We start from the raw sequence: 17,338 nt of genomic DNA on the forward strand, positions 1-17,338 counted from the left end.
GATGTGGCGAGCCGACGGGCCGGAGGGACTAGAAGAACTCCGACCACGGCTGGTCCCAGATCTGCTTACCGCACAGGACCAGGAACAGCAGCCCCGCGACGGCCAGCGCGGCGTTGCTCAGCGGGCCGTTGCGCCACTGCCGCGGTGTGCGGGAGGAGTTGAGCAGCCACATCAGGGTCAGCGCCAGGAACGGCAGGAAGGCCGCGCCCAGGACGCCGTAGAGGATGACCAGGCGGAAGGGCTGGCCCTGGAAGAGCAGCACGATCGGCGGGAAGGTGAGCCACAGCAGGTAGGCGCGGAACGGCCAGGAGCGCTCGCGGGCACCGGAGGCGACCTGCTCGCCGCTCGCCGTGCCCGTCCCGCGGGAGCGCGCGACGAAGTCCGCGAACATCAGGCTGACCCCGTGCCAGACGCCGATCAGCGACGTGAAGGAGGTGGCGAAGAAGCCGATCAGGAAGAACTTGGCCGTCGCGGTGCCGTATTCGGCCGCGAGGATGTCGCCGAGCTGGATCAGGCCCTTGTCGCCGCTCGCGACGGCCACGTGCGCGGAGTGCAGCAGCTCCGCCCCGACGAACAGCATGGCGACGACGAAGACGCCCGTGGTGGCGTAGGCGACGCGGTTGTCCAGCCGCATGACCTTCATCCAGCCGGTGTCGGTCCACCCCTTGGCGTTGACCCAGTAGCCGTACGCGGCGAGCGTGATGGTGCCGCCCACGCCGCCGATCAGGCCGAGGGTGTTCAGGACGGAGTCCTTCTCGTCCGGCAGGACCGGCAGCAGGCCCGCGAAGGCGTCGGCCAGGTTCGGGGCGACCCTGACCGCCAGGTACACCGTCACCAGGAACATGACGCCCACCAGGACCGTCATGACCTTCTCGAACACGGCGTACTTGTTGAACCAGACGAAGACCAGGCCCACCAGCCCGCAGCCGACCGCCCACCACTTCAGGTCCGTCACGCCCGGGAACAGCGCCTGCAGCGGCAGCGCGCTGGACGACATCGCCGCCGCGCCGTAGACGAAGCCCCAGACCACGGCGTAGACGGCGAAGAAGTACGTCGTCCAGCGGCCCAGGCTCGCCCAGCCGTCGAAGAGGGTGCGGCCGGTCGACAGGTGCCAGCGGCCCGCCGCCTCGGCGAGGGAGATCTTCACCAGGCAGCCGACGACCGCCGCCCACAGCAGCGTGTAGCCGAAGTTGCTGCCGGCGATCAGCGTGGCCACCAGGTCACCGGCGCCGACCCCGGTCGCGGCGACGACGATGCCCGGGCCGATGTGCCTCCAGCGCGACGCGCGGGGGACGGGGGCGGGGGCGCCGGCCGTCCGGGTCTCCTCGGTGTTTCCCGTGGTGTCCGCCATGAAGGTCAAGAAAGCTCAAAGCGGGCGGCCGGGCAAGAGGGCGTGCGAGGCACGGCCGGATCGCGCGGGGTCCGCCGCACCACCCCTTGGCCCCCTATTGACCTGTCCATGCCATTCATTGACGATGGCGCCACCCGCACAGCACGTCGCTGAACCACCCCCCGGCTCCACTCCCCACGTCCGGCGACCCCGGACTCCCCGGAGAACCAAGGAGATGTCATGCGACTACGTGTACGAGGCACCGGCGCCCGCGGCGGCAGACGCACCGCCGCACTCGCCGGCCTGCTGGCCCTCGCCCTCGCCGCACCCGTCTCGGCGACCGCCGACAGCGCGCACCGCAGGGCCCCTTCGGCCGACGACGTCCGCCAGTACGAGATCCACGTCGACCACAGCACGCCGGTCACCCGCACCGCCATCGCGGCGGCCGGCGTGACCGTCGACGAGGCGGACGAGGAGACGGTGGTCGTCTCCGGGCGGTCCGACCAGATCCGCACGCTGCGGGCGGCAGGGTACGACGTCGCGCCCGTGGGCGCCGTTCCGGACAGGTCCCAGGGCGAGGCGCGGCTGTACGACTTCCCCTCGGCCGACTCGAAGTACCACAACTACGCCGAGACGAACGCCGAGATCGACCAGCGGCTCGCGGCCTACCCGGCCATCATGAGCCGGCGGGTGATCGGCACGTCGTACCAGGGACGGGACATCGTCGCCATCAAGGTCAGCGACAACGTGGCCACCGACGAGAACGAGCCCGAGGTGCTGTTCACCTTCCACCAGCACGCGCGCGAGCACCTGACCGTGGAGATGGCGCTGTACCTGCTGCGCGAACTCGGGGCGGGCTACGGCAGCGACTCGCGGATCACGGACATGGTGAACAACCGGGAGATCTGGATCGTCCCGGACCTCAACCCGGACGGCGGCGAGTACGACATCGCGACGGGTTCCTACCGCTCCTGGCGCAAGAACCGCCAGCCCAACTCCGGTTCCTCCTACGTCGGCACGGACCTGAACCGGAACTGGAACTACAAGTGGGGCTGCTGCGGCGGCTCTTCGGGTTCGACGTCGTCGGAGACGTACCGGGGCGCCGCCGCCGAGTCGGCGCCCGAGGTGAAGGTGGTCGCCGACTTCGTACGCAGCCGGGTCGTCGGAGGCAAGCAGCAGATCACCGCGGGGATCGACTTCCACACCTACAGCGAGCTGGTGCTGTGGCCGTTCGGGTACACGTACTCCGACACCGCGACCGGGATGACGGCGGACGACTACAACGCCTTCAAGGCGGTCGGGCAGAAGATGGCCGCCAGCAACGGGTACACCGCCGAGCAGTCCAGCGACCTGTACATCACCGACGGGTCCATCGACGACTACCTGTGGGGCGTGCACAGGATCTTCTCGTACACCTTCGAAATGTACCCCACGTCGTCCTCCGGCGGCGGCTTCTACCCGCCCGACGAGGTGATCGAGCGGGAGACGTCACGCAACCGGGACGCGGTGCTGCAACTGCTGGAGAACGCCGACTGCATGTACCGGTCGATCGGCAAACAGGCGCAGTACTGCGGCTAGTCGGGCACCCGGCTGCTCGGTCGCCCGGCGCCCGCCCGGCGTCTACTCGGCGTCCTCTTCGAAGTAGGCGTCGAGGACCGCGTCCAGCTGCTCGTCCCACTCCTTGAAACGGCTCCTGGCCGGCGCCTCGATCTCGATCGGGTACCAGCGCCGGTCAGGGGTGTGCACCGTGATGGTGAGCCGCTTGCCGAAGCGGGGGACCGTGGTCTCCACCGCGCCGATCTCGTCCCAGCGGAACTCGCACTCCTGGTCGTCCAGGACGAGGCGGACTCCCTTGCGGTCGGCGACGATCCGGGCCCGGCGGTCGGCGGCCTCGAAGACGGGGCCGTCGGCGGGCTCGTCGTCGTCCGCGGTGTCCTCTCCGCCGGCGGCCTCCTGCTCGGCCGCATCGGACTCCACGGACGCCTGGGACGCCTCGGGCTCCGCCGTGTCCTCGACGGACTCGGTGTCGGCCTCGGCGACGGCGTCCCGGTCCTCGGCCTTCTCCGGCTCGCCGGTCGCGGGCGAGGTGAGCCCGGGGATGAAGGCCGGGTCGAACCCGGCGCCCGTCACGGGCTCGCCCTTCAGGGGCTGGCTGCTCGAACCTATGCGCTGCTCCACAGCGGGCAGTATGGTCGACGATCCTGTGCCGGGGACAGCCAGCCCCGACTTCGTTATCAGACGCCTACACGAACACCGCTCAGCACCGCCGTCACCGCGAACCCGGCGCCCGACAGCAGCGTTTCGAGCGCCGTCCAGGTCCGGGTGGCGACCGATCAGGGAGGCTCCATGACCGCCGGCAGTCCCTCCGAAGCGCTCGCGCGCCTGGCCGGGGAGCGCGTCGACCACCGCTTCAAGGGCCTCCCGCCGGACGCCGACGGCCTGACCGTCGGCGAGCTGGCCGCCCAGCGCCGCAACCTGTTCACCGGCGGTTTCACCACACCCGTGCTCGCCCTGTCCGCCGAGCGTCTGGAGCACAACCTGGCGCTGATGGAGGCGTACGCGGCCCGCCACGGCCTCGCCTTCGCCCCGCACGGCAAGACGTCGATGGCGCCCCAGCTGTTCCACCGGCAGACCGAGCGCGGCGCGTGGGGCATCACGCTGGCGGTGCCGCACCAGGTGCGCGTGGCGCGGGCGTTCGGCGTGCGGCGGGTCTTCCTCGCCAACGAGGTCGTCGACCCGGCCGCCCTGCGCTGGATCGCGGCCGAACAGGACGCCGACCCGGACTTCCGGCTGATCTGCTACGTCGACTCCGTGCGCGGGGTGGAGCTGATGGACGCCGCCCTGCGCGGGGCGGCCCGCCCGCTGGAGGTGGTGGTCGAGCTGGCGGCCGGCGCCGGTGCGCGCACCGGCGTGCGGACGGAGGCGGAGTGCGCGGCCGTGGCCGACGCGGTGGCGGCGACGCGGACCCTGCGGCTGGCCGGGGTCGCCGGGTACGAGGGCGAGGTGCGGCGGGCCGACCCGGAGCGGGTGCGCGCGTGGCTGCGGCGGCTGGTCGCGCTCGCCGTCGGCTTCGACCGGGCCGGGCGCTTCGCCGGGCGCGACGAGATCGTCGTCAGCGCGGGCGGCAGCGCCTGGTTCGACGCGGTGGCCGAGGTGTTCGCGGAGATCCCCGGACTGTCCTCGCCGGTGCTGAAGCTGCTGCGCTCGGGGGCGTACGTCTCGCACGACGACGGCCACTACCGCAGGCTCACCCCGTTCAACCGGGTGCCCGGGGAGGGCGCGCTGGAGCCGGCGTTCCGCCTGTGGGCGCAGGTCGTCTCGCGCCCCACCCCCGACGAGGCGTTCGTCAACGCGGGCAAGCGCGACGCCGCCCACGACCTCGACCTGCCCGTCGCCCAGGTGGTACGCCGGGACGGGACCGAGCGCCCGGCCGCCGGGATCTCGGTGACCGCGCTGTCCGACCAGCACGCCTGGCTGCGCACGACCGCCGAGGCGGACCTCGAGGTCGGGGACTGGCTGGGCCTGGGCCTGTCCCACCCGTGCACGTCGTTCGACAAGTGGCCGCTGATCCCGGTGGCCGAGGCGGACGGCACGGTCGTCGAGTACATCCGTACGTTCTTCTGAGGCGTGCGGGGAGTCTTGCGAGGAGTCCGGGGAGGGAGCCGACGGTGGAGGACCTCGTCGTGCGGGACGCGGATGTGGTGGACGGCAGCGGTGAACCGTCGTACCGCGCGGACGTGGTGATCGACGACGGCAGGATCGTGTCGATCGTCAAGGAGGCCGCGGCCGCCGGCTGCCAGCGCCCCGAGGCCGTGCGGGAACTGGACGCGGAGGGCCTGGTCCTCTCCCCCGGCTTCATCGACATGCACGCGCACAGCGACCTCGCCCTGCTGCGCGGCCCCGACCACAGCGCCAAGGCCGCGCAGGGCGTGACCCTGGAGGTGATCGGCCAGGACGGGCTGTCGTACGCGCCCGTCGACGACCGCACGCTCGCCGAGGTGCGCGACGCGATCGCCGGCTGGAACGGCCACGGCGACGACGTCGACTTCGACTGGCGCTCCGTCGGCGAGTACCTGGACCGCCTCGACCGCGGGATCGCCGTCAACGCCGCCTACCTGGTTCCGCAGGGGACGGTGCGCGCGCTCGCCGTCGGCTGGGAGGACCGCGAGGCCACGCCGGAGGAGCTGGACCGGATGCGGCGACTGGTCGCGGAGGGCCTGGAGCAGGGCGCGGTCGGCATGTCGTCGGGGCTGACCTACCCGCCCGGCGGGTACGCGAGCGACGCCGAACTGACCGAGCTGTGCCGGGTGGTGGCGTTCCACGGCGGCTACTTCTGCCCGCACCACCGCTCCTACGGGGCGGGCGCGCTGGAGGCGTACGCGGAGATGGTGGCCGTGGCCCGGGAGGCGGGCTGCCCGCTGCACCTGGCGCACGCCACCATGAACTTCGGCGTCAACGAGGCCCGGGCGCCCGAGCTGCTGGCCCTGCTGGACGCGGCGCTGGACGCCGGGGCCGACATCAGCCTCGACAGCTACCCCTACACCCCGGGCTGCACGACCCTCGCGGCGCTGCTGCCGGGCTGGGCGGGCGTGGGCGGTCCGCGGGAGACCCTGAAGCGGCTGGCGGACGGGGAGACGGCCGAGCGCATCCGGCACCAGCTGGAGGACGTCGGCTCGGACGGCTGCCACGGGGTGCCCGTCGACTGGGACACGGTCGAGGTCTCCGGGGTGCGCGACCCTCGGCTGGCGGACCACGTGGGCCGCACGGTGCGGCAGTCGGCGGACGCGCGCGGCGAGGCCCCCTGGGCGACCGCCCGCCGCCTGCTGCTGGAGGACGGCCTCGGCACGACGGTCCTGCTGCACGTCGGCCACGAGGAGAACGTGCGGGCCGTCCTGCGCCACCGCGCGCACACCGGCGGCTCCGACGGCGTCCTGCACGGCGCCCGGCCGCACCCGCGCGCCCACGGCACCTTCCCCCGGTATCTGGGCCACTACGTACGCGAGTTGGGCCTGCTGTCGCTGGAGGAGTGCGTGGCCCACCTCACCTCGCGCCCGGCGGCCCGGCTGCGGCTGCCGGACCGGGGGCTGGTCCGCGAGGGGTTCCGGGCCGACCTGGTCCTGTTCGACCCGCGGACGGTGGCGGCGGGCGCGACCTTCGAGGAGCCGCGCAGGCTGCCGACGGGCATTCCGTACGTGCTGGTCGACGGGCGGTTCGTGATCGAGGACGGCCGGCGCACGGACGTGCTCGCGGGGCGGGCGGTCCGCCGGACTCCGGTGTGACCGCCCGCCGTCGACGCGCTACGGCTTGGGCAGCGTGCACCCGCTCGCGCTCAGGTTGAGCTTGTTGCCGGCGCCGAAGCAGGCCGGGATCTGGTAGGTCTCCTCGGCGTAGTTGATGCCCTGACGGACGGTCACGTTGCCGCTCGCGTCGACCTCGCAGGGGTTGTTCACGGTGCAGGTCTGGCCGTCCTCGTTGCCGGTGTTGTTGACGGCGACGACCTTGCCGGTGGCGTTGTCGACGACGGGCGATCCGGACGTGCCGCCGATGGTGTTGCAGGCGGAGGTGTAGCGGACGGAGTCCTTCCAGGTCCAGTCGCCCTCCTTGAGGCGGTAGACGAAGCCGTCGATGTTGCAGGCGTAGGTCTTCTTCCAGTAGCCGGAGACGACCGTGATGGCGGTGCCGGCGACCGGGTGGGTGTCGTTCAGCGTCAGCGGGCTGATCCCGTACGTGCTCTTGATCTGCGCGTACGTGGTGGTGAGCTGGTAGATCGTGACGTCCGTGTCGGTCATCGTCGAGTACGCGACCTTGCTGGCGCGCAGCGTGCCGACCCGGGTGGCCGAGGCGTTGAGCAGGCCGAAGCTGCGGCTGGACGCCTGGTCGACGATGACCTCGCCGGGCGCCGGGAACCCGGTCTCCAGGCAGTGGCCGTTGGTGAGCACGAGCGCCGGGTCGGTGTCCGCGGAGTTCGGGAAGCGGATGACCGAGCCGGAGCAGTTGCTGAGCGACACGGTGCCGGCGAAGTTGACGGCCTGGAGGGTGGGCGCGGCGGCGCGCTCGGTGGGCGCCGGTGCCGCGACCGCGGGTGCCGCACCCGCCCCGGCGATCACCAGGGCGAAGAGCGCGGCGCCGAGAGGCTTCTTCATGTGGGGTCCCCTCTTGCGACGGGGCGACCGGAGATCCTCCGGCCGCCCGCGAAATTGTCATGTGCATTGTGATGGGAGAGGGGTGGATGGGCAAGGAGGTGTTTCCGGCCGCGACACCGACGCCCGGGGCGGCACTCGGAGCGCTCGGGGCGGCACCCGGATGCCCGGCGGCCGCCCGGGCCAGGCGGGATCTACGGCGCCCCCGCCGCGCCCAGCGCGTCGACGACGTACGGGTGCGGCAGCGCCTCGCGGCTCATGGAGACGCGGCTGGAAAAAGACGCTGCCGGCCCGAGGTACCGCTCGCGCCGCGCCGGTCATCCAGGCCCTTGACGCCCGCGTCCCGGTCGAGTCCGCGCCGCAGGCGGCCGGAGACCAGCGGGTCCCCCCGGTCGGGGTCCAGCACCGGCTCGGCCCGCTCCCGGTGGGGGCCCGCCGCACGCGCGAGCCCAGGGCTTGCAGCCGCTCGACGAACTCGGCGTCACGGCCGGAATGATCGTCGCCCCACCGCGCCGTTCCGCGCCGGCCGCCGCGACAACTCCTCCGACACAGCACCCATGCGGCGCGAGCCCGAACAGCGCAAGCCCGAACAGCGCAAGCCCGAACAGCGCGAGCCCGAACAGCGCGAGCCCGAACAGCGCGAGCGGCAGCCCAGCAGGACCGTCACCGTTGACCGGGCCACGGTCAGACGCAGCCGCCCGGCACAGCGCCCCGGTCAGGCCGCTGACCTCCGCGAGGGACCGACACGCCGGCTCGGAACGGACAGCCCGCTCGGGCGGCCGCACCCAACCCGCACAGGCCCGCCATCGGGACCACCGGGCCGTTCGGGCGGTGCCGGCGGCTCGGCGCAGACCTGCCGCCGGGGCGACCGGGCCGCTCGGGGCGGGCGGCCCGCTCGGGGCGACCGGGCCGCTCGGGGCGGGCGGGCCGGTCGGGGCGGGCGGGCCGGTCGGGGCGGGCGGGCCGGCTCAAGCACCGGCGGGCCGGCTCCGGGGTGGGGCCGGACGGAGGGACGGGCGGTGGCTGGGAGGGGGCTCACCTGGGGCCCTTGGTTGCCCCTCTGCCTCGGCCCGGCTTGCCGCCGTTGCCCCGGGCCGGCTCGGTCGTGGTGGCGGCGGGAGTGGTCGCGGGCGCCGTGGTGGGGGCCGCGGTGTCGCCGCCGCCCGCGGTGGCGGTCGGGGAGGCGGGCTTCTCCGTGGCGACGGTGGGCGACGGACTCGCGGACGGGTGCGCGTCGCCGGAGCCGGGCGATTCGGCACCGCCGGACGGCGGCGAGGCGGGCGCGACGGACACCCCGTCCTTCTTCTTCGCCCCCTCCTCCTGGCCCTGCGTCCCCGGCCGCGGTCCGCCGCCCGAGCCCGAGCCCGAGCCGGAGCCGAGGAGGCCGGCGACGACGGCGATGAGCAGCACGCACGCTCCGCCCACGGCGACCGGGACCCGGCGCGTCGGCCGTCCGTGCCGCCGCGAGCGGCCGACGACCGCCGGCCCGTCGTCCTCCGCGTGCCCATCGGGCCGCGCCGGGTCGCCGTAGCCCACGCACTGCTCGTACTGCTCGAGCACGCCCGGACCGGCCGCGTACCCGTCCGGCGGATACGCGTCGGCCGAGTGACCGTCCGGCGGATACCCGTCCGGCGGATACGCGTCCGCCGGGGCGGCGATCACGGGCAGCTCGGCCGTCCGGTCGAACGCGTTCTGCCAGCCGTGGGCGGCCGCCGGATCGGCGTACTCCTCGTAGCGGGGGGTCGAACGAGGGATCGGCTGGTACACGTTCGGCGGCACCTGGGGCTCGTCCATGGCCGGATACGCGCCGTCGCCGCCGTGCGCACCGGTCGCGCCGTTCGCGGCTTGTGCGCCGTGCGCCCCGTTTACGTGCTGAGGGTGCCAGGACATGGCCGCGCATTGTAGGGACAGGTGGGGCCCACGGGACAGCCGTAGACGATAACCGTACAAACCACCGCGTCTCACGTGGCGGAAAACACGGCCCAAAGAGCGTTACCGGGCCCTAAGCTCCCTGTCATGCAGGTGATCCAGTCGACCAAGCTCGCCAACGTCTGTTACGAGATCCGGGGCCCGGTTCTCGAGGAGGCGATGCGCCTGGAGGCGGCCGGCCACCGCATCCTCAAGCTCAACACGGGCAACCCGGCCGCGTTCGGCTTCGAGTGCCCGCCGGAGATCCTGGAGGACATCCTCCGCAACGTCTCCACGGCCCACGGCTACGGCGACGCCAAGGGTCTGCTGGCGGCCCGCCGCGCGGTCGTCATGCACAACCAGACCCTGGGCATCGAGACGGACGTCGAGCACGTCTTCATCGGCAACGGCGTCTCCGAGCTGATCGTGATGGCGATGCAGGGCCTGCTGGACGACGGCGACGAGGTGCTCGTACCCGCGCCCGACTACCCGCTGTGGACGGCCGCGGTCTCGCTCGCCGGCGGCACGGCCGTGCACTACCGCTGCGACGAGCAGTCCGACTGGATGCCCGACCTCGCCGACGTGGAGCGGAAGGTCACCGACCGCACCAAGGCGATCGTCATCATCAACCCGAACAACCCGACCGGCGCGGTCTACGAAGAGGCGATGCTCAAGGGCCTGACGGACATCGCCCGCCGCCACAACCTGCTGGTCTGCTCGGACGAGATCTACGACAAGATCCTGTACGACGGCGCCACCCACACGCCCACCGCGAAGATCGCCCCGGACCTGCTCACGCTCACCTTCAACGGCATGTCCAAGGCGTACCGGGTGGCCGGCTACCGGGTCGGCTGGATGGCGATCTCCGGTCCGCGCGCGCACGCCGAGTCCTACATCGAGGGCCTGACGATCCTGGCGAACATGCGCCTGTGCGCGAACATGCCGGGCCAGCACGGGGTCGTGGCCGCCCTCAGCGGGCGCCAGACGATCAACGACCTGGTGCTGCCGGGCGGACGGCTGAAGGAGCAGCGGGACACGGCGTACGAGCTGCTGACGCAGATCCCGGGGGTGAGCTGCGTGCGGCCCAAGGGCGCGCTGTACCTCTTCCCGCGCCTCGACCCCAAGGTGTTCAAGATCAAGGACGACCGGCGGATGGTGCTGGACCTGCTGCGCCAGGAGAAGATCATGGTCGTCCAGGGCACCGGGTTCAACTGGCCGGAGCCGGACCACTTCCGGGTCGTGACCCTGCCCACGGTGGGTGACCTGCGGGACGCGGTGGGCCGGATCGGCACCTTCCTGGACGGCTACAGCCAGCCCTGAGGCCGCGCAAGAGGACGAACGGCCCTGTTTCCCGAACGGCGCCACTTTAGACGAAATCTAAGCTAGGATGGCTTCCTGTCCCCGCACAGGAGGCTATCCATGTACGAACCGATCCGCACTGCTCCGTCCAGTCGGTCCGTCCACAGCGCGATGGCCGGCAGGAACACGAACGCGAACACCGACTTCCCCCACCGCTCCCGCGAGGAGGAGCTGGACATCCAGCTCGCCGGCCATCTGGCGGCCCTGCTCGCCGTCACGGACGAACTGCGGGCGCTGAGCCCCTGCTCCGCCTGGGACGAGGCGGCCGAGCGGGTCGCCGGCCAGGTGGCCCGGCTGCGCGGCGGACGGCCGCCGGCCCGCACGTCCGCGGCGCCCGCCGGCGCCGACCCCACCGCCCTGCACCGGCGGGCGCACGCCCTGGCCGGCCGCGCCCTGGTCGTGGCGGCCTCCCGCGCCGACACGGGGGCCGCGATCCTGGCCGCCGAGCAGATGGACGCCCACGCGGCGGCCCTGGAGCCGCGCGAACTCGCGTCCCGCTGAGCCCCCCGAGGGCTCCCCCGGACGGCCCCGGTCCGCGTGCACCCGCAGCGACGCGCGGACCGGGCGCCATCACTTCACGACAGTGCCGCCGCCACGGCGTCCCGCTGCCGCTCCACTCCGACGCGGGCATTCGAGTGGTCTGCGCGCCACAACAGCCTGCCGAACGGCTGTGCCGCCCGGCGGCCCTCGTAACGTCTGCCGAAGTGACGGTGGTTCGGCTCCGGCCCCGTCGGCACGCCCACGGTCTTCTCGGCGCCGGCCTCCTGAGAGCCTTCCAGCAAGCAGGGAGCAGCAGATGACGTCGACCGCCACCCCGAGATTCTCCGTCTTCACCCCCAGCCACCGGCCCCGTTTCCTCGACGAGTGCCTCACGACCCTGCAGGCGCAGACCTGTCCGGACTGGGAGTGGATCGTCCTGCTGAACAACGGCGCCCGGTGGCGCCCGGAGCGTCCGGACGACCGGGTCCGGGTGGAGATCGCGGACGATGCGGTCGGTGTCGGAGCAGCGAAACGCCGGGCCTGTGAACTGGCCCGCGGTGAGATCCTGGTCGAACTCGACCATGACGACCTGCTGGCGAAGGCGTGCCTGGCCGAGCTCGGCACGGCGTTCGACGAGCACCCCGAGGCCGCCCTGGTCTACAGCAACACCGCGCAGATCACCGAGGACGGGAAGCGGGACGACAGCCGTTTCAACGAGACGCACGGCTGGCACTACGAGGATGTCCGGGTCGACGGCCGCGAACTGCTCCAGGTCAGGTCCATGGCCCCGACCCCGCACAACGTCTCGTACATCTGGTACGCGCCGAACCACGTCCGGGCCTTCCGCAAGGACGCCTACGACGAGGCCGGGGGGTACGACGCCACCCGTACCGTCCTGGACGACCAGGACCTGATGTGCCGCCTGTTCCACGTCGGCGACTTCCACCACGTCCCCCGCTGCCTCTACCTCCAGCGGATGCATCCCGAGAACACCCAGCGCGATCCGGAGATCAACGCGCACATCCAGCGCGAGACGGTCGCGCTGTACGACAAGTACATCGAGGCCAATGCCCTCGCCTGGACCTACCGCAGAGGGCTGATCGCCCTGGACCTCGGCGCGGCCCGCCGCAAGCCGCCCGGTTACGTGGGGGTGGACAAGCTGCCGGGTGAGGGCGTCGACATCGTGGCGGCCCTGCCGGACAGACTGGACCTGCCGGACAGCTCCGTCGGCCTGGTGCGGGCCGTGAACTTCCTGGAGCATGTGCCCGCGAAGGTGCCGTTGATCAACGAGCTGTACCGGCTGCTGGCACCCGGCGGCATGCTCCTCACCACGACCCCCAGCACCGACGGCCGCGGCGCGCACCAGGACCCGAGTCATGTCGCGTACTACAACGAGAACTCGTTCTGGTACTACACCGACGACCAGTACCGCGCGTTCGTGCCGGACCTGGAGGCCAGGTTCCAGAGCTCGCGGCTGACCACCTGCTTCCCGTCCGAGTGGCACCGCGAGAAGAACATCTCTTACGTGGTCGCCAACCTCATCGCGGTGAAGGACGGCGCCGAGCGCTGCGGCGGCCCGCTGCTGGTCTAGTTCGGTCTAGTACCGGGGCGGAACACCGAGGGTGCCCCGAGCCCGAGGTCTCGGGGCACCCTCGGACGGGGCTACGGTGTCGCGTCGGCGCAGACCACGTAGGCCACGACCGACTGGCCGCCGGGGGCGGTGGCGGTCCACTGGGTGGGCGGCGTACCGCCGCTCGGGAAGTTCTCGGACGCGGCTCCGTTGGCGGCGACGAGGTACCCGCCGCCGGTGGCGAAGTCACCGGCGTCGCACTTCGCGGTTGCCGTGCCGGGGCCGGTGTTGGTTCTGACGTAGGTGCCGCTCACGGAACCCTGCGCGCCCTGGGCTCCCTGAGCGCCCTGAGCACCTTGGGCTCCCTGAGCTCCCTGAGCTCCCTGAGCACCTTGGGCTCCCTGAGCTCCTTGGGCGCCCTGGGCTCCCTGCGCACCCTGAGCGCCCTGGGCTCCCTGCGCACCCTGCGCACCCTGAGCGCCCTGACCCTGGGCTCCCTGCGCACCCTGAGCGCCCTGCGCACCCTGAGCGCCCTGAGCGCCCTGGGCTCCCTGCGCACCCTGGGCTCCCTGCGCACCCTGGGCTCCCTGGGCTCCCTGGGCTCCCTGCGGGCCTTGCGGGCCTTGCGGGCCTTGCGGACCCTGGTGGCCGAAGGGCTCGAAGCCCTGGATGTGCACCGTCGCCATGCCTTCCGCGCCGGCCCGGTGGATCGCGTCGGCGATGGCCGCCCTGGGCACGTCGTGCGTGCCCAGTTGCCTCAGGACCATGCCGTCGCCGGGGTTGTGCATCGCGTCAGCGATCGCCGTGGTACTCGGGACGACGCTGAGCGCCACCGCGGCCGCGCCGGCCGACACCAGGGTGGCGGACTTCAGGCGCGCTGTTCGACTCGTTCTACGACTCAAGACGACCTTCCTCACTGATTGGGAGAGGACAAGAAAACGGGCGCGCGCTCCATTTTTTCGACGCACTCGCCCGTCCTGCCCCTCGCCTGCAAATGTCATATTGACTATTGCGAAGGAAGGGCTGACGGTCGATTCGTGTCGCGTGTGAAAATCACCCGATCAGCAGAATATCCGCCCATTTTTTGGGCCATTACGGTTACACCTGTCACCCGTTTCGCCGTCCCCCCGGGGAAGTAGCGGAGCTCCGGCTCCCAGGCAGGTGCGGTGGGAATCGGTGATCTCCGACTCACCCCGGGCAACGGGCTCCGGACCGCCCGCGATATCCACCGCACGGCTGCCATGACCCCACCGCCCCGTAGGCCAAGGGCTTCACCAGCGGCCGGCGCGACAGAAATGGTCGCCGCTGAACCCTGCGCACGGCACCATGACGATCGGGATTCGCGGAGAAATTCCGCCATGGCTGCGACCCCATTCCCTTGATATCGAGGACTGGTCGCCTTCTGGAACACCCGCTCACCCTCCTGGACAAGGTGCACAGACAGGCGAAGGCCTGCCGTCACCTGTGCTCCCGTCGGGGCGGACGGGGGGCGGGACGACAGGCCCAGGGCCCCTCACGCCGTTGTGCGGGACCTCGCCGGCTTGTCACCGCGGCCGGCCGTGACGATCACTGGTCAGGGCAGATCGGACCGGCCGCGGAGTTCGGTGCCCGGGCTCAGCCCAGGCGCTCCACCAGGGCGTGGTACTGGTCCCACAGCTCCTTGGGCGTGTGGTCGCCGAAGGTGTTCAGGTGCCCGGGCACCAGGGACGCCTCCTCGCGCCAGACCTCCTTGTCGACCGTGAGCAGGAAGTCCAGCTCGGACTCCGACAGGTCCAGGCCGTTCGTGTCGAGGGCCTGCCTCGTCGGCAGGACGCCGATCGGGGTCTCGACGCCGTCTGCCTTGCCGTCCAGGCGCTCCACGATCCACTTCAGGACGCGGCTGTTCTCGCCGAAGCCGGGCCAGACGAACTTGCCCTCGTCGTTCTTGCGGAACCAGTTGACGTAGTAGATCTTCGGCAGCTTGGACTGGTCCTTGTCCTTGGCCACGTTGATCCAGTGGGCCATGTAGTCGCCCATGTTGTAGCCGCAGAAGGGGAGCATGGCGAAGGGGTCGCGGCGCAGCTCGCCGACCTTGCCCTCGGCGGCGGCGGTCTTCTCGCTCGCCACGTTGGCGCCGAGGAACACGCCGTGGTTCCAGTCGAAGGACTCGGTCACCAGCGGCACGGCGCTGGCGCGGCGGCCGCCGAAGAGGATCGCCGAGATCGGCACGCCCTTGGGGTCCTCCCACTCGGGCGCGATGATCGGGCACTGGGCGGCCGGGACGGTGAAGCGGGCGTTGGGGTGTGCGGCGGGCTCGGCGGAGTCCGGGGTCCAGTCGCGGCCCTTCCAGTCCGTGAGGTGGGCCGGGGTCTCCTGGGTCATGCCCTCCCACCACACGTCGCCGTCGTCGGTGAGGGCGACGTTGGTGAAGACGGAGTTGCCCCACAGGGTCTTCATCGCGTTGGCGTTGGTGTGCTCGCCGGTGCCGGGAGCGACGCCGAAGAAGCCGGCCTCGGGGTTGATGGCGTACAGGCGGCCGTCCTCGCCGAAGCGCATCCAGGCGATGTCGTCGCCGATCGTCTCGACCGTCCAGCCGGAGACCGTGGGCTCCAGCATGGCGAGGTTGGTCTTGCCGCAGGCGCTCGGGAAGGCGGCGGCGACGTACTTGGACTCACCGGTGGGCGGGGTCAGCTTCAGGATGAGCATGTGCTCGGCCAGCCAGCCCTCGTCGCGCGCCATGACGGAGGCGATGCGCAGGGCGTAGCACTTCTTGCCGAGCAGGGCGTTGCCGCCGTAGCCGGAGCCGTAGGACCAGATCTCGCGGGTCTCGGGGAAGTGGGAGATGTACTTGGTCTGGTTGCAGGGCCACGGAACGTCCTGCTCGCCCTCCTCGAGCGGGGCGCCGAGGGAGTGGACGGCCTTCACGAAGAAGCCGTCGGAGCCCAGCTCGTCCAGGACCGGCTGCCCCATGCGCGTCATCGTGCGCATCGACACGGCGACGTAGGCGGAGTCGGTGATCTCGACGCCGATGGCGGACAGGTCCGAGCCGAGCGGTCCCATGCAGAACGGGACGACGTACATCGTGCGGCCCCGCATCGAGCCGCGGAACAGGCCGTTCTCGCCCTGGAATATCTCCCGCATCTCCGCCGGGGCCTTCCAGTGGTTGGTCGGGCCCGCGTCCTGCTCCTGCTCGGAGCAGATGAAGGTCCGGTCCTCGACGCGCGCGACGTCGGTCGGGTCGGAGGCGGCGTAGTAGGAGTTGGGGCGCTTGATCGGGTCGAGTTTCCTGAAGGTGCCCTTCGCTACGAGCTCCTCGCACAACCTCTCGTACTCGGCCTCGGATCCGTCACACCAGACCACGCTGTCCGGCTGGGTCAGTTCGGTGATCTCGTTCACCCATGAGATCAGTTCCTGGTGGTTGGTGGGGACGACGGGGGGAGCCGCGATGTCGCGCGCCACGATTGCTCCTAAATGAGGGATTTTTTTGTTGGAGGCCCCGTGGGGGCTGCGACCCGGATGCTTCACGGCTGGATCTTCAGCGCTCATCCGGTGCCGACCGCACTCATTTGATCATCCGATCATACCGCCCATATGTCCAGAGGACCTCACAGGTGAGCGGAGTGAGGATTGCCACGTCCGATTCGTGTTCACCGCGTTTATTTGCATGTACGTAGCGTTCGCCTGAAGGTTTCTTTGCGTAACGCGCACCGGGCCGCATGAGACGATGGCGACTCCCGGCCCGGTCAACGAGCGGGCCCGCCCCACAACTTACGGTTGCGTAGGTACGATGGCCGGTATGACTGCGTCCGTCCCCGACGCGGCCACGGACTCGCCGGCCGACGGCCGTGGTCCCGCCGCGCACTCCGTGCCCCGCCAGATCAAGCAGCACGCCCAGCACCTCACCGAGCCGCTCAAGCCGAAGCTGCGCGGCTGGCTGCACCTGGGCATGTTCCCGGCCGCACTGGTCGCCGGCCTGACACTCACGGCCCTCGCCGACTCGGCCAGGGGCCGCATCGCCTGCGGGATCTACGCCCTCACCGCCTGCCTGCTGTTCGGCGTGAGCGCGCTGTACCACCGGGGGAACTGGAGCCCCCGCATGGACGGCATCCTGCGCCGGCTGGACCACGCCAACATCTTCCTGATCATCGCCGGCACCTACACCCCGCTGACCCTGCTGCTCCTGCCCGGCGCGAAGGGGCAGTGGCTGCTGTGGGGCATCTGGGCCGCGGCGGCCGCCGGCATCCTCTTCCGGGTCCTCTGGGTCGGCGCCCCGCGCTGGCTGTACACGCCCTGCTACATCGCGATGGGCTGGGCGGCCGTCTTCTTCCTGCCCGACTTCATGCGCACCGGCGGCATCGCCGTCCTGGTCCTGGTGGTCGTCGGCGGCCTCCTCTACAGCGCGGGCGGCGTGATCTACGGCATCAAGCGGCCGAACCCCTCCCCGCGCTGGTTCGGCTTCCACGAGGTGTTCCACACCCTGACGCTCGCCGCGTTCGTCGTGCACTACGTCGGCATCTCACTGGTGGCGTACACCCACATCTGACCGGCCCCCTTCCCCACCGCACGGCCACG

General features: G+C 71.4%; 14 protein-coding genes. 8 read left to right on the forward strand and 6 right to left on the reverse strand.

The window, feature by feature from the left end:
* Window positions 1-28 precede the first annotated feature (28 nt).
* The gene (locus tag AB0G63_RS01055) at window positions 29-1,351 is read right to left on the reverse strand and encodes an Nramp family divalent metal transporter (protein ID WP_360742165.1); all 1,323 of its coding nucleotides are present in this window, start codon (window positions 1,349-1,351) and stop codon (window positions 29-31) included.
* Between the two features lie 219 nt (window positions 1,352-1,570).
* On the opposite strand from AB0G63_RS01055, the gene AB0G63_RS01060 reads away from it, so the two are divergent.
* Window positions 1,571-2,908, forward strand: a complete 1,338-nt coding sequence (locus AB0G63_RS01060; protein WP_360742168.1) for a M14 family metallopeptidase — start codon at window positions 1,571-1,573, stop codon at window positions 2,906-2,908.
* A 42-nt stretch (window positions 2,909-2,950) separates the two neighbouring features.
* Here AB0G63_RS01060 and AB0G63_RS01065 read toward each other — a convergent pair whose 3' ends face one another.
* Entirely contained in the window at window positions 2,951-3,508 is a 558-nt protein-coding gene (locus AB0G63_RS01065) for a hypothetical protein (RefSeq protein ID WP_360742171.1), read from the reverse strand.
* Between the two features lie 168 nt (window positions 3,509-3,676).
* Here AB0G63_RS01065 and AB0G63_RS01070 point away from each other — a divergent pair, with 168 nt between their 5' ends.
* Together AB0G63_RS01070 and AB0G63_RS01075 are read left to right on the forward strand one after the other, a co-directional pair.
* On the forward strand, window positions 3,677-4,954 hold the full coding sequence (locus tag AB0G63_RS01070) for an amino acid deaminase (protein WP_360742174.1): 1,278 nt from the start codon (window positions 3,677-3,679) through the stop codon (window positions 4,952-4,954).
* Window positions 4,955-4,998: 44 nt separating this feature from the next.
* Complete coding sequence (locus tag AB0G63_RS01075; protein ID WP_360742177.1) at window positions 4,999-6,609, forward strand: D-aminoacylase; 1,611 nt, start codon at window positions 4,999-5,001, stop codon at window positions 6,607-6,609.
* Window positions 6,610-6,627: 18 nt separating this feature from the next.
* On the opposite strand, the gene AB0G63_RS01080 is transcribed toward AB0G63_RS01075, so the two are convergent.
* Complete coding sequence (locus AB0G63_RS01080) at window positions 6,628-7,473, reverse strand: serine protease (protein ID WP_360742179.1); 846 nt, start codon at window positions 7,471-7,473, stop codon at window positions 6,628-6,630.
* Between the two features lie 1,032 nt (window positions 7,474-8,505).
* Window positions 8,506-9,360 carry a hypothetical protein gene (locus tag AB0G63_RS01085; RefSeq protein ID WP_360742182.1) on the reverse strand — a complete coding sequence of 285 codons (855 nt, stop codon included), beginning with the start codon at window positions 9,358-9,360 and terminating at the stop codon, window positions 8,506-8,508.
* Window positions 9,361-9,486: 126 nt separating this feature from the next.
* Between AB0G63_RS01085 and AB0G63_RS01090 the strand changes: the two genes are divergently transcribed.
* The 3 genes from AB0G63_RS01090 to AB0G63_RS01100 all read left to right on the forward strand — a co-directional run bounded on the left by AB0G63_RS01090 (window position 9,487) and on the right by AB0G63_RS01100 (window position 12,808).
* Window positions 9,487-10,698, forward strand: a complete 1,212-nt coding sequence (locus AB0G63_RS01090; RefSeq protein WP_360742185.1) for a pyridoxal phosphate-dependent aminotransferase — start codon at window positions 9,487-9,489, stop codon at window positions 10,696-10,698.
* Window positions 10,699-10,797: 99 nt separating this feature from the next.
* Complete coding sequence (locus tag AB0G63_RS01095) at window positions 10,798-11,238, forward strand: hypothetical protein (RefSeq protein ID WP_360742188.1); 441 nt, start codon at window positions 10,798-10,800, stop codon at window positions 11,236-11,238.
* A 295-nt stretch (window positions 11,239-11,533) separates the two neighbouring features.
* Window positions 11,534-12,808, forward strand: a complete 1,275-nt coding sequence (locus AB0G63_RS01100; RefSeq protein ID WP_360742191.1) for a glycosyltransferase — start codon at window positions 11,534-11,536, stop codon at window positions 12,806-12,808.
* A gap of 71 nt (window positions 12,809-12,879) precedes the next feature.
* On the opposite strand, the gene AB0G63_RS01105 is transcribed toward AB0G63_RS01100, so the two are convergent.
* Window positions 12,880-13,101, reverse strand: a complete 222-nt coding sequence (locus AB0G63_RS01105; protein WP_360742194.1) for a hypothetical protein — start codon at window positions 13,099-13,101, stop codon at window positions 12,880-12,882.
* Between the two features lie 96 nt (window positions 13,102-13,197).
* On the opposite strand from AB0G63_RS01105, the gene AB0G63_RS01110 reads away from it, so the two are divergent.
* The gene (locus AB0G63_RS01110; protein ID WP_360742197.1) at window positions 13,198-13,707 is read left to right on the forward strand and encodes a hypothetical protein; all 510 of its coding nucleotides are present in this window, start codon (window positions 13,198-13,200) and stop codon (window positions 13,705-13,707) included.
* 694 nt (window positions 13,708-14,401) lie between these two features.
* On the opposite strand, the gene AB0G63_RS01115 is transcribed toward AB0G63_RS01110, so the two are convergent.
* Window positions 14,402-16,225: a phosphoenolpyruvate carboxykinase (GTP) gene (locus AB0G63_RS01115; protein ID WP_360742200.1), complete on the reverse strand. Its 1,824-nt coding sequence runs from the start codon at window positions 16,223-16,225 to the stop codon at window positions 14,402-14,404.
* A gap of 337 nt (window positions 16,226-16,562) precedes the next feature.
* Here AB0G63_RS01115 and AB0G63_RS01120 point away from each other — a divergent pair, with 337 nt between their 5' ends.
* Entirely contained in the window at window positions 16,563-17,309 is a 747-nt protein-coding gene (locus tag AB0G63_RS01120; protein ID WP_360742203.1) for a hemolysin III family protein, read from the forward strand.
* Window positions 17,310-17,338 lie beyond the last annotated feature (29 nt).

Origin of the sequence: Streptomyces sp. NPDC020996 (assembly GCF_040641355.1) — a bacterium.
In the GTDB taxonomy this organism is placed as follows: Bacteria; Actinomycetota; Actinomycetes; order Streptomycetales; family Streptomycetaceae; genus Streptomyces.